The organism is Maribacter sp. C-4077, from assembly GCF_055378385.1.
The window spans coordinates 547,687-562,503 of the sequence record NZ_AP038807.1; the positions used below are offsets into that span (position 1 = coordinate 547,687).

At 49.0% G+C, this 14,817-nt stretch carries 4 protein-coding genes; all 4 read right to left on the bottom strand.

The features are described 5' to 3' along the window. Positions 1-15: 15 nt before the first annotated feature. Positions 16-7,707, bottom strand: a complete 7,692-nt coding sequence (locus ACZ41C_RS02425; protein WP_464564075.1) for a beta strand repeat-containing protein — start codon at positions 7,705-7,707, stop codon at positions 16-18. Positions 7,708-8,322: 615 nt separating this feature from the next. Next, a complete protein-coding gene (locus ACZ41C_RS02430; RefSeq protein WP_464564077.1) occupies positions 8,323-10,269 on the bottom strand; it encodes an OmpA family protein in 1,947 nt (648 codons plus the stop codon). A 9-nt stretch (positions 10,270-10,278) separates the two neighbouring features. After that, positions 10,279-11,232, bottom strand: coding sequence for a PorP/SprF family type IX secretion system membrane protein (locus tag ACZ41C_RS02435; protein WP_272637871.1), 954 nt, complete (start codon positions 11,230-11,232; stop codon positions 10,279-10,281). 12 nt (positions 11,233-11,244) lie between these two features. Next, positions 11,245-14,628 carry an Ig-like domain-containing protein gene (locus ACZ41C_RS02440; protein WP_464564080.1) on the bottom strand — a complete coding sequence of 1,128 codons (3,384 nt, stop codon included), beginning with the start codon at positions 14,626-14,628 and terminating at the stop codon, positions 11,245-11,247. Positions 14,629-14,817 lie beyond the last annotated feature (189 nt).

Consider the following 14,817-nt stretch of genomic DNA (forward strand, 5'->3'; position numbering starts at 1 on the left):
ACTAATACTTAAATCTTATATCTCATTGGTTACGCTGCCGTCAACTTCCGTTCCAGTAACGACATACGGGTCGCCCGATGTACCGCTTCCCGTTACCACGTTGATACCGCCTCCGTTCACTATCGTCTCCGCTCCCGTCGCCGTTGGCAATGTCACCGTGTTTCCTCCAGCAATCGATAGGTCGTTGCCGGTAATGCTCAAGGTCTGGGAATCTGTATTGTCCAAGTAGCCGCTTAAGTCAGCGGTAGTATCAGCACCCGTCCCGTTGGATAGGGTCAACGTGTTCGTGCTCAAGCTTATCTGCTGGTTGTCCGTGTTCACGAAACCGCTCAGGTCAACGCTATTACCGTCGGCAATGGCCAAAGTATTTCCTGTCAGGCTCAACGTTTGGTCATCCGTATCCGTATCTATGCTACCGATATCTATGGTATTGCCTCCGGATATGGAAAGATCCGTACCGCTAAGGCTCAAAGTCTGCGAATCCGTGTTCACGAAACCGCTCAGGTCGACACTATTGCCGCCCGTCGCAGGATTCGTCAGTGTCAACGTGTTTCCGCTTAGGCTTAAGTCCGTAAGCTCGTTCGTGACGCTACCATCCACCTCCGTGAAGGTGTTGCTTACCACATAAGGGTCGCCCGATGTTCCGCTTCCAGTTACGTTGATGTTCGTGCCACTGTTCACTATCGTCTCAGAACCATCGGCCGTTGGCAATGTGATTGTATTACCGCCCGTGATGGAAAGGTCGTTGCCCACGATGCTCAGGTTCTGATTGTCAGTGTTGTCCAAATAACCACTTAGGTCTACCGTAGTCGCATCACTGCTCAAGCTAAGGGTATTTCCACTAATACTTAAATCTTGTATCTCATTGGTTACGCTGCCGTCAACTTCCGTTCCAGTAACGACATACGGGTCGCCCGATGTACCGCTTCCCGTTACCACGTTGATACCGCCTCCGTTCACTATCGTCTCCGCTCCCGTCGCCGTTGGCAATGTCACCGTGTTTCCTCCAGCAATCGATAGGTCGTTGCCGGTAATGCTCAAGGTCTGGGAATCTGTATTGTCCAAGTAGCCGCTTAAGTCAGCGGTAGTATCAGCACCCGTCCCGTTGGATAGGGTCAACGTGTTCGTGCTCAAGCTTATCTGCTGGTTGTCCGTGTTCACGAAACCGCTCAGGTCAACGCTATTACCGTCGGCAATGGCCAAAGTATTTCCTGTCAGGCTCAACGTTTGGTCATCCGTATCCGTATCTATGCTACCGATATCTATGGTATTGCCTCCGGATATGGAAAGATCCGTACCGCTAAGGCTCAAAGTCTGCGAATCCGTGTTCACGAAACCGCTCAGGTCGACACTATTGCCGCCCGTCGCAGGATTCGTCAGTGTCAACGTGTTTCCGCTTAGGCTTAAGTCCGTAAGCTCGTTCGTGACGCTACCATCCACCTCCGTGAAGGTGTTGCTTACCACATAAGGGTCGCCCGATGTTCCGCTTCCAGTTACGTTGATGTTCGTGCCACTGTTCACTATCGTCTCAGAACCATCGGCCGTTGGCAATGTGATTGTATTACCGCCCGTGATGGAAAGGTCGTTGCCCACGATGCTCAGGTTCTGATTGTCAGTGTTGTCCAAATAACCACTTAGGTCTACCGTAGTCGCATCACTGCTCAAGCTAAGGGTATTTCCACTAATACTTAAATCTTGTATCTCATTGGTTACGCTGCCGTCAACTTCCGTTCCAGTAACGACATACGGGTCGCCCGATGTACCGCTTCCCGTTACCACGTTGATACCGCCTCCGTTCACTATCGTCTCCGCTCCCGTCGCCGTTGGCAATGTCACCGTGTTTCCTCCAGCAATCGATAGGTCGTTGCCGGTAATGCTCAAGGTCTGGGAATCTGTATTGTCCAAGTAGCCGCTTAAGTCAGCGGTAGTATCAGCACCCGTCCCGTTGGATAGGGTCAACGTGTTCGTGCTCAAGCTTATCTGCTGGTTGTCCGTGTTCACGAAACCGCTCAGGTCAACGCTATTACCGTCGGCAATGGCCAAAGTATTTCCTGTCAGGCTCAACGTTTGGTCATCCGTATCCGTATCTATGCTACCGATATCTATGGTATTGCCTCCGGATATGGAAAGATCCGTACCGCTAAGGCTCAAAGTCTGCGAATCTGTACCCATCAAACTCGATAGGTCTACAGTGGCCGAGGTTCCGCCCTCGATGTCTATCTGTAACTGGTTGCTTCCATCCAGTGTGGCTCCCGTCAAGTTCTGGTCATCGGTACTACCAGCGGCAAGTTCAGACAAAGCGCCCTCAACGTCCGTGGCCGTGAAATTACCTGCCACATCGGCGATGTTCACCTCACCTGCAGTCTGGTCATCGGTTCCGACAAGTCCGGATAAATCCACAGTTTCGGAAGTACCTCCCTCAATGCCGATGGTAAGTTCGTTCGTAGCCCCGTTGAAGCTCGAACCACTGATATTCTGGTCATCGGTTCCGGTACCATCTTGAAGTCCCGAAAGGTCAATCACAGGATCTATCTGGTTTGGAACGTTTAATGTAAGGTCGGTACCTGATAGAGAACCTCCGGTAACGAAGTCGTTCCCATCTGAACCGCCAGCAAGTACAAGCGCATCTATACGAGCATCAATTTCTTCGAGTACTCCCTCTACCTGGTTATTTGCGAAGTTTCCTCCTACATCTGCAACGGTTACTTCAGCTGCAGTCTGGTCATCGGTTCCGACAAGTCCGGATAAATCCACAGTTTCGGAAGTACCTCCCTCAATGCCGATGGTAAGTTCGTTCGTAGCGCCGTTAAAGCTGGAACCGCTTATGTTCTGGTCGTCCGTACCGACCAAACTCGATAGGTCCACAGTGGCCGAAGTTCCGCCCTCGATATCTATCTGTAACTGGTTGCTGCCGTTCAAGGTGGCTCCTGTTAAATTCTGGTCGTCTGTATTGGTTGCCGCAGCTATGTCCGCCAAGGCCAAGGTTACCGTTCCTCCGTCGGAATCGGTCAATATCAAATTGGTACCGTCCTCCGTCAAACTGGCGTTCGTGGTGTTCGTGTCCGCCAATGCCGCGATGTCCGCAACTGGGACGCTTACCGTACCGCCGTCGCTGTCGGTGATGACCAGGTCCGTACCGACCACAGCGAAGGTCGCGTTGGTCGTATTCGTGTCCGTCGCCGCGGCCAAAGCTGCCAGGGAAACGGATAATATGGTGCCGTCGGAATCTTCAAGTTCCAAATTGGAACCATTGATCTCCAATCTATTATTTGTAGTATTTGTATCAATATCAGCCAATGGAATGGTCACCGTGCCGCCGTCGCTGTCGGTGATGACCAGGTCCGTACCGACCACCGCGAAGGTCGCGTTGGTCGTATTGGTGTCAGTGGCGGCTGCCAAAGCTGCCAGGGAAACGGATAATATGGTGCCGTCGGAATCTTCAAGTTCCAAATTGGAACCATTGATCTCCAATCTATTATTTGTAGTATTTGTATCAATATCCGCCAATGGAATGGTCACCGTGCCGCCGTCGCTGTCGGTGATGACCAAATCGGTACCCACCACCGCGAAGGTCGCGTTGGTCGTATTGGTGTCCGTCGCGGCGGCGATGTCCGCCAAAGCTATCGTTACCGTTCCTCCGTCGGAATCGGTCAATATCAAATTGGTACCGTCCTCCGTCAAACTGGCGTTCGTGGTGTTCGTGTCCGCCAATGCCGCGATGTCAGCTACGGGGACGCTTACCGTACCGCCGTCGCTGTCGGTGATGACCAGGTCCGTACCGACCACAGCGAAGGTCGCGTTGGTCGTATTGGTGTCCGTCGCGGCCGCGATGTCCGCCAAGGCCAAGGTTACCGTTCCGCCATCGGAATCCGTCAAAATAAGGTTGGTTCCATCCTCCGTCAAACTGGCGTTCGTGGTGTTCGTGTCCGCCAATGCCGCGATGTCCGCAACTGGGACGCTTACCGTACCGCCGTCGCTGTCGGTGATGACCAGGTCCGTACCGACCACCGCGAAGGTCGCGTTGGTCGTATTGGTGTCCGTCGCAGCGGCGATGTCCACCAAGGCCAAGGTTACCGTTCCTCCGTCGGAATCGGTCAATATCAAATTGGTACCGTCCTCCGTCAAACTGGCGTTCGTGGTGTTCGTGTCCGCCAATGCCGCGATGTCCGCAACTGGGACGCTTACCGTACCGCCGTCGCTGTCGGTGATGACCAGGTCCGTACCGACCACAGCGAAGGTGGCGTTGGTCGTATTGGTGTCCGTCGCAGCGGCGATGTCCGCCAAAGCTATCGTAACCGTTCCGCCATCGGAATCGGTCAATATCAAATTGGTACCGTCTTCCGTTAAACTCGTGTTCGTGGTGTTGGTGTCCGCCAAGGCCGCGATGTCCGCTACCGGTACGCTCACCGTACCGCCATCGCTGTCGGTGATGACCAGGTCCGTGCCGACTACCGCGAAGGTCGCGTTGGTCGTATTCGTATCCGTCGCAGCGGCGATGTCCGCCAAAGCTATCGTTACCGTTCCTCCATCACTGTCAGTCAAAATAAGGTTGGTTCCATCCTCCGTCAAGCTCGTGTTCGTGGTGTTCGTGTCCGCCAATGCCGCGATGTCCGCTACGGGGACGCTCACCGTGCCGCCGTCGCTGTCGGTGATGACCAGGTCCGTACCGACCACGGCGAAGGTGGCGTTGGTCGTATTGGTGTCCGTGGCCGCGGCGATGTCCGCCAAAGCAATCGTCACTGTTCCGCCGTCACTGTCCGTCAAAATAAGGTTTGTTCCATCTTCGGTAAGGCTCGTGTTCGTGGTGTTCGTGTCCGCCAAGGCCGCGATGTCCGCTACCGGTACGCTCACCGTACCGCCATCGCTGTCGGTGATGACCAGGTCCGTGCCGACCACGGCGAAGGTGGCGTTGGTCGTATTCGTATCCGTCGCAGCGGCGATGTCCGCCAAAGCTATCGTTACCGTTCCTCCATCACTGTCAGTCAAAATAAGGTTGGTTCCATCCTCCGTCAAGCTCGTGTTCGTGGTGTTCGTGTCCGCCAATGCCGCGATGTCCGCTACGGGGACGCTCACCGTGCCGCCGTCGCTGTCGGTGATGACCAGGTCCGTGCCGACCACGGCGAAGGTGGCGTTGGTCGTATTCGTATCCGTCGCAGCGGCGATGTCCGCCAAAGCTATCGTTACCGTTCCTCCATCACTGTCAGTCAAAATAAGGTTGGTTCCATCCTCCGTCAAGCTCGTGTTCGTGGTGTTCGTGTCCGCCAATGCCGCGATGTCCGCTACGGGGACGCTCACCGTGCCGCCGTCGCTGTCGGTGATGACCAGGTCCGTACCGACCACAGCGAAGGTCGCGTTGGTCGTATTCGTGTCCGTTGCAGCGGCGATGTCCGCCAAAGCTATCGTTACCGTTCCGCCGTCACTGTCCGTCAAAATAAGGTTCGTTCCATCTTCGGTAAGGCTCGTGTTCGTGGTGTTCGTGTCCGCCAATGCGGCAATATCCGCCACAGAGACGCTCACCGTACCGCCATCGCTGTCGGTGATGACCAGGTCCGTACCGACCACAGCGAAGGTGGCGTTGGTCGTATTGGTGTCCGTCGCAGCGGCGATGTCCGCCAAAGCTATCGTAACCGTTCCGCCATCGGAATCGGTCAATATCAAATTGGTACCGTCTTCCGTTAAACTCGTGTTCGTGGTGTTGGTGTCCGCCAAGGCCGCGATGTCCGCTACCGGTACGCTCACCGTACCGCCATCGCTGTCGGTGATGACCAGGTCCGTGCCGACTACCGCGAAGGTCGCGTTGGTCGTATTCGTATCCGTCGCAGCGGCGATGTCCGCCAAAGCTATCGTTACCGTTCCTCCATCACTGTCAGTCAAAATAAGGTTGGTTCCATCCTCCGTCAAGCTCGTGTTCGTGGTGTTCGTGTCCGCCAATGCCGCGATGTCCGCTACGGGGACGCTCACCGTGCCGCCGTCGCTGTCGGTGATGACCAGGTCCGTACCGACCACGGCGAAGGTGGCGTTGGTCGTATTGGTGTCCGTGGCCGCGGCGATGTCCGCCAAAGCAATCGTCACTGTTCCGCCGTCACTGTCCGTCAAAATAAGGTTTGTTCCATCTTCGGTAAGGCTCGTGTTCGTGGTGTTCGTGTCCGCCAAGGCCGCGATGTCCGCTACCGGTACGCTCACCGTACCGCCATCGCTGTCGGTGATGACCAGGTCCGTGCCGACTACCGCGAAGGTCGCGTTGGTCGTATTCGTATCCGTCGCAGCGGCGATGTCCGCCAAAGCTATCGTTACCGTTCCTCCATCACTGTCAGTCAAAATAAGGTTGGTTCCATCCTCCGTCAAGCTCGTGTTCGTGGTGTTCGTGTCCGCCAATGCCGCGATGTCCGCTACGGGGACGCTCACCGTGCCGCCGTCGCTGTCGGTGATGACCAGGTTCGTGCCGACCACGGCGAAGGTGGCGTTGGTCGTATTCGTATCCGTCGCAGCGGCGATGTCCGCCAAAGCTATCGTTACCGTTCCTCCATCACTGTCAGTCAAAATAAGGTTGGTTCCATCCTCCGTCAAGCTCGTGTTCGTGGTGTTCGTGTCCGCCAATGCCGCGATGTCCGCTACGGGGACGCTCACCGTGCCGCCGTCGCTGTCGGTGATGACCAGGTCCGTACCGACCACAGCGAAGGTCGCGTTGGTCGTATTCGTGTCCGTTGCAGCGGCGATGTCCGCCAAAGCTATCGTTACCGTTCCGCCGTCACTGTCCGTCAAAATAAGGTTCGTTCCATCTTCGGTAAGGCTCGTGTTCGTGGTGTTCGTGTCCGCCAATGCGGCAATATCCGCCACAGAGACGCTCACCGTACCGCCATCGCTGTCGGTGATGACCAGGTTCGTGCCGACTACCGCGAAGGTGGCGTTGGTCGTATTGGTGTCCGTCGCAGCGGCGATGTCCGCCAAAGCTATCGTAACCGTTCCGCCATCGGAATCGGTCAATATCAAATTGGTACCGTCTTCCGTTAAACTCGTGTTCGTGGTGTTGGTGTCCGCCAATGCGGCGATGTCCGCTACCGGGACGCTCACCGTACCGCCGTCGCTGTCGGTAATCACAAGGTTCGTACCGACTACCGCAAAGGTCGCGTTGGTCGTATTCGTATCCGTCGCAGCGGCGATGTCCGCCAAGGCCAAGGTTACCGTACCGCCATCACTGTCCGTCAAAATAAGGTTCGTTCCATCTTCGGTAAGGCCCGTGTTCGTGGTGTTGGTGTCCGTTAAAGAGGCTATTTGTGCCAATGGAATACCTACCATATTTCCTTCTGAATCCACCATGACCAAATCTGTTCCCATAACCAAAAAGGCGTTATTGGTGGTATTGGTGTCTATTGCCGCGGCAATTTCAGCAAGTGCTATCGTTACCGAATTACCGTCAGAATCGGTCAATATCAGGTCCGTTCCGTTCTCTGTAAAACTAGCATTTGTAGTATTAGTATCACTTGAGGTCAATTCCCAGGAATCACCATCCCAAAAATAGATGGTTCCCGTATTGGTATTCACATATAAATCGCCGAGGTCAGCTCCTGTAGGAGTTACAGATCCAGCAGCGGTAACTGCCGTTCCCTGTAATACCTCACAATTGCATTGGTCTTCAAGTGTTACCGTGGTTTGTGCGAACGTGATTCCGGACAGGAATAAAAATATCCACAAAATTCTTTTATCCATCGCCTTATGTTTATTTAAATACTTTGTCATTTTAAGATTGACCCTTTTGTTAGTGTTATTCAAATCCATAGTTGGTCGGTATTCCCTTTCGACCGTAGATACACCACGGCATGTTAATTCTTTACAAAATTAGATTTACACCTAGCCCAGTGAAATAATTGTTGTGTAAATGGATTTTCGCACGGTCTACGTCCTGAAAAATGAGGTTTCACCCTTTAAAATTTCTTAAAAAAACAACGGTACTTCATCGATTAACCCCATATTTACAGTGCTTTTAAAGGGGTGATAAAAGTGAATATCTTTGAATGGAAACGGCTGAAGGATTAGTATGTTTTTTGGAAAGAATTGATCAATTCTTCCTTGTATAAATTAGGAATCCGAAACTAGATTTGAACCACTTCATGTAAATCAAGAAGGTCGTTATTTTAATTGTATCACTAGTATCTTGAAATACCTTAATACCTACCCTAATTGTATTACCAATAAGTGAATCCACGCTTAAACCTGAGGTTATTGATGCTATATCCTATTTGTTTTAATAGCATTTTTGAAACAAGAATTAAAAAAAAGACAGCCAATATGGCTGTCTTTTTAATGCTAAATCTATATTAGATTCTATTCAAAAATAATGAATTCAGACCTTCTATTGACGTCATGATTGGCCGCAGAGCATGGAACTCCATCGGCACATTCGTTCAAAAGCTTAGATTCACCGAATCCTTCGCTCAATAATCGGTCTTTGGAAATACCCTTATTGATCATGTAATTTACCGTTGATTCCGCCCTTTTCTGTGACAGCCATAAATTATAGGCCGCAGGCCCCCTACTGTCCGTATGGGAATTGACCTTGATTTTTAGACTGGGATATTTTTCCATGGCCGCGATTACCTTTTCAATCTCGACTTCGGAGTCTTTTCTAATATTGTACTTATCGAAGTCGAAATAGATGGTACTCAATTGTAGGAGTTTTGCCAAATCATCGCCGTAACCTGCTGTCACCCTATCCCTTTCCAAATAAAAGTCGATGATTTTTGGTTTGCCATCGGATACGCCAATATACTCCTCATGGGGAGTATATCCTTCCATCAAAGCCCGTACAAAGTTGCCTTGGTTACAATCCAATACCAAACTATAAGTACCCTTGGAATCCGTAATCGTGGACAAAAGTTCTTCGTTGTCCTCATTGATCACTTTTACCGTGGCTCCCACCAGAACCTGATTTGAAATTTTGTCCCTAACCGTACCTGTAACCTGTTGTATGCAATCAAAAACCAAGGGTTCGTTTTCAATAAAGGCGTAGATATCGTCATAGCCCATTCCGTCATCCCTATTGGACGCAAAATAGCCTTCTCTGTTCTCCTCATTAAAGATAAACGTAAAATCGTCCTTAACGCTATTTACGGGTTCACCCACGTTCATTATGTTCCCGTTGAAGTCCTTCCTTTTTATTTTTGTTCCGAAAACATCCAAGCCACCTAAGCCCGGGTGGCCATCCGATGAAAAATAGAGAATTTCCTCCTCAGTCACGAACGGAAATGTTTCTCTAGCCTCCGTATTTATGTTACTCCCTAAATTTACGGGGGTACCAAAAGTACCGTCCTTATTGATTTCTACCATGAAAATGTCCGAGGCGCCGAGGGTACCTGGCATGTCCGAAGCAAAATACAATGTTTTTTCATCCGGACTCAGCGCAGGGTGCGCCACAGAATAGGAGTCGCTATTAAAAGGAAGTTCCTCCACCTCGCCCCAAATGCCATCATCCATCATTTGGGCCCTAAAAATTTTTAGCCGAATAATACCCTCCTCATCCTTTTTATATTTTCCCTCCACGATATTGTTTCGGGTAAAATAAAGGGTTTGGCCATCTTTAGTGGTTATGGAAGTGGATTCATGTAGCCGGGTATTCACATAGTCGTCCAATTTTACCACCTTGCTTCGTGTAGCACTATCGGCATTCACTTTATACAAATCCAAAAAATCCTTGCCGTTCCAGGTGTGCCTGTTTCGGGCAAAGTTTCCGGTGTCCCTATCAGAAGAAAAAATTAGACCTTCCTTGTAAAAGGATGGGGCAAAATCCGAATAGGGTGAATTATATTCAAAAGTTTTCAATTCATACCTTCCGGAGTTCTTTTTTATTTCTGCCAGGTAATCTTCCGCACTCTTAAATTGACGGGCCCTGACATCGTTACCCGTTATTTGGGTAAATTTGTTCATTACCTCACCCGCCTTTTCATATTCCTCCAAGGATTTTAAGGTTTGGGCGTATTTGAAATAATCCTCCGCACTCACTTCGCCTTCAAATTCGTTCACCAATCTATTAAAGGTTTCCCCAGCTTCTTTGTAATCCGCATTGTAATAATAGGAATTCCCCAATTTTCTTAGCAAATCTGCGGAAACATAACCTTTGTCCAAGACTTTTTTATAAATATCTATGGCAGGACTAAAGGAATATTCCTCGTACTTTTCATTTCCTTTTTTTAAAAACCGTTCCTGGGCAACCAAAGTTCCCGAAACCAATTGGGCCATTATTAGCAAAAAAAGGATATGTACTTTTTTAAACATGTGCATATTTTAAAAAAATCGGGGTGATACCAAACGTTGAAAAGATCTGACCAATTCAAATCTTAAAAAGACCTCAAAAGAACCGTCATTGAACTGGGTTCCACCAAGTTCCGTCGTTTCCCTATCGTAGGCCAGTCCCAACATGAACTGTTCAGATACTTGAAAACCTACCAAGGCACTAAGCGCGGCATCCCAACGATAGGCCGCACCAAAGGTAAATTTATCATTAAACATGAAATTGGCGGACAGGTCCACTTGTAGAGGGGCTCCACCCACCACCTTGGTCAATAAAGCGGGTTTGAACTTTAAGTTGCCGTTCAGGTCAAAAACGTAACCTGTTATAAAGTAAAAGTTGATTCTTTCCTGTGAAACAAATTGAACGGAACTTGCGTCCCTGTTGGTATTATCAAAATATTCCGTCTGCAACAAGTTGGGGGCGGATAATCCAGCATAAAAACTATTGGTGTGATAGTACATCCCCAATCCGAAATTTGGAGAAAATCTACTGTCAATATTATCGGTACGAACCACCTCGTTGTCAAAATTTCTAAGCTTGGCAAAATCTAGACTTAAAATGTTTCCTCCAGCTTTTAATCCGAATGAAAGTTTTGCGTCCCTTGAAACATCAATGGTATAGGAAACCATGGCATCCAAATAGGTCTCTTGTACGGTTCCATCACCAATTTCGTCATTTACAATGGACACCCCATAACCCAGTTTACTATTTCGTATGGGGGAATGAAGGTTGAGTGTAAACGTACTTGGGGCACCTTCCAATCCCACCCATTGGGAACGGTAAAGACCTGCCATACTTAATTGACCCCGAGATCCCACATACCCCGGATTCACGGTCATCGTATTGTACATGTACTGTGTATATTGTGCATCCTGCTGCGCACTTGCCCCCTCTAGAAAGATAAAAGTAATAGCTAAAAAAGTTAGTATCCTGTATCTGATATTCATATAGTTATGCTTTTATCTGCTGATGTAAATATACTCACTATCCACAACATTCTCTCCGTCCAAAGTGGTGTAATTAAAAATGTAAAAATAGACTCCCGATGGCAAATATTCTTCCACACTTAAGGTTGATCTACCTCTAGAACGGCCATCAAAAACGTTGTTTTGGTTGTTATAGTTTTCCCCTTCATAAACCAAAACTCCCCATCTGTTAAAAATTCTCAAGGTACTTTGTCTGATATTTTCTGTACCACGGATGAATAGAAAATCATTGCGTCCATCCCCATTAGGTGTTAGCATTTGATTAACTTCCACTTTTAGGCTCGTAATTTCCTCCACGGTAATACTGACTGTTGCCGTGTCGCAGTTCCCATCCGTATCGCAAACGGTATACTCGAAACTGTCGGTTCCGCTAAAACCTCCCCGTGGAGTATAGGTTACCGTATCATCTGAAATATCGCCCGGGGTTCCGCCGTCGTTAATTTCCACTGTTCCGTTTGAAGTGGCAGTTACCGTTAATTCTCCATCCATAGGTATTCCTGAATCATTGTTTAGAATATCAATTTCAATGGAAGTATCCTGTGGCGTGGAAACTTCATCGTCCACCGCATCCAACATTTCTGGTACGCCCACCATTATGTTTACCGTAGCTGTGTCGCAGTTCCCTTCCGTGTCGCAAACGGTATACTCGAAACTATCAGTTCCGTTGAACCCGGCATCCGGGGTGTAGATAAGTACATCATCCGTGATATCGTCCGGAGTTCCATTATCGTCAATCGCTACGGTTCCGTTACTAGGTTCGGTGACGGTTAACTCCCCATCCGAGGGAATTCCCGTGTCATTGGCCAACACATCGATATCGATAACCGTATCCTGTGGCGTGGAAACTTCATCGTCCACCGCATCCAACATTTCTGGTGTGCCCACCGTTACGGTTACGGTTGCCGTATCGCAGTTACCGTTGGTGTCGCAAACGGTATACTCGAAACTATCAGTTCCATTGAAACCATCTTCTGGAGTATAGATCAATACATCATCCGTGATATCGTCTGGAGTTCCTCCATCATTTATCGCTACTATTCCATTGGTAGGTTGGGTCACAGTAAGTTCCCCGTCTGATGGTATGTTCATGTCATTCTCCAATACATCAATCTCCGTTACAGTATTCTCAGGGATTGAGACCTCATCGTCTACAACATCAACTATCTCTGTCGTTGGATCTAAATAATCAGGCGTACCATCACCATCTGTGTCGTCGTTGGTTGGGTCGCCATCCCCGTCCGCATCCTCATCGGGCGTGTCGATACCGTCCCCATCATCATCGAGGTCACGGTAGTTCACGTCCTCGGTCCCGTCCGTGTCCGGAAGGTCGTTGGCCGGGTCGTCGATTTCGTCGTTCACATCAAAACCGTCGTTTACATCGCTGCCCTCGTAACCATTATCCAGACCGTCGCCATCGGTATCGACACCGGTAAATGTCTGGTCCGGGATACCGTCGAAATTGAAGTCGTTGCCTTCATTGTTGTCCGGCACGGAATCATTGTCCGAATCGTTATCCAGATAGTCCACCTCGTCAGTACCGTCCGTGTTCACAGGGGTAAGACCATCTGGATAGGCACTGTTTACGCCATCGTTGCTTGCATAGGTAGCCGCGTCGTCGTCGTTCGGTACTATGTAACCGTCCGTGGTCTGCGCCTCCACATTGTCCGGGATGCCGTCGTTGTCGCTATCGATGTCCAAATGATTTGGGTATCCGTCACCATCGGAATCCAAGGGATCTGTCAGCGGGTCGTTGTCACCGTCGAGGTTTGGGTCTTCATCGGTATCCAAAATCCCGTCATTGTCATCGTCCAAATCGGCGCTATCAGGGACCCCATCACCATCTGTGTCCGTACCTGGGGAATCGGGGTCAAGATAATCGGGCGTACCATCACTATCGGTGTCGTCATTGGTTGGGTCGCCATCCCCGTCCTGATCTTCATCGGGCGTGTCGATACCGTCCCCATCATCATCGAGGTCACGGTAGTTCACGTCCTCGGTCCCGTCCGTGTCCGGAAGGTCGTTGGCCGGGTCGTCGATTTCGTCGTTCACATCAAAACCGTCGTTTACATCGCTGCCCTCGTAACCATTATCCAGACCGTCGCCATCGGTATCGACACCGGTAAATGTCTGGTCCGGGATACCGTCGAAATTGAAGTCGTTGCCTTCATTGTTGTCCGGCACGGAATCATTGTCCGAATCGTTATCCAGATAGTCCACCTCGTCAGTACCGTCCGTGTTCACAGGGGTAAGACCATCTGGATAGGCACTGTTTACGCCATCGTTGCTTGCATAGGTAGCCGCGTCGTCGTCGTTCGGTACTATGTAACCGTCCGTGGTCTGCGCCTCCACATTGTCCGGGATGCCGTCGTTGTCGCTATCGATGTCACGAAAATCTGGAAATTCATCCAAATCTGAATTTATCGGAGTAATTCCACTAGAGCCGTAACTATCATCCAAACCATTAAAGTCATTGTCAAAACCACTAGGCAAAACGTATCCTGACGAAGTCTGACTTTCTATATTATCTAAAACTCCGTCATTATCAGAATCCAAATCCCTAAAATCAGGAATACTATCCAAGTCAGAGTCAATTGGGGTCAAACCCACTTCATAAGCATCATCAATATCGTTACCATTAGCATCTCCAATGGGAGCGATATAACCTGAGCTAGTTTGTGCTTCCAGCTTATCTTTAATACCATCACCATCTGAATCGAAATCCCTAAAATCTGGATATTCATCCATATCTGAATTGACTGGATTTATTCCAAAACCATACGAGCCTTCATAAGCATCATCCAAACCATTGGAATTATCATCTAGACCGGAGGGAGGAATAAAATTTAAATAGTCTTGCGCCTCAACATTATCTCGTATACCGTCAATATCAGAGTCCACATCTAAAAAATCGGGTATTAAACCATTTCCTCCAAGCCCAGAATCCGAATTTACCGGAACAATACCAAAGCCAAAGGAGCCTTCATAAGCATCATCCAAACCATTCATATTCGCATCAATTCCAGAAGGAGCAACATAGTTTGCAGTTAGCTGACCTTCAACATTGTCAAGAATTCCATCATTATCCGAATCGATATCCAAATAGTTGGGAATACCATCATTATCTGAATCCGTTGGGTTTGTAGTAAAATCGTTATCCCCGTCAAGGTTCAAATCTTCGATGGAATTGAGAATTCCATCATCATCCAAGTCTAAATCGTCATTTAAGTTTAAAAACTTTGAATTAGAATCTTGGACGGTATATCGGGCAAATACTTCCATATTCCAAACGAGACAAACGAAAATATAAACTGCGAAAAGACTTTTCGAGTATGTTTTAGAAAGTAGTGTTCTTTCCATGCTGGGACAGTTATTGTTAAACAATTGTCATAGCATTTTCTGAAAAGTAAAGTAGGATTTGGGATTTCCTTAGCGAAAATTATGCGCAAGATACTTTATAAATATTCAGTTGTTGGGTAATTCGGTCAAGTTGTTAATAATTCTCCATAAACTGTGAAAAAGTTTATCTTCCTAGTATTTATAGTATTG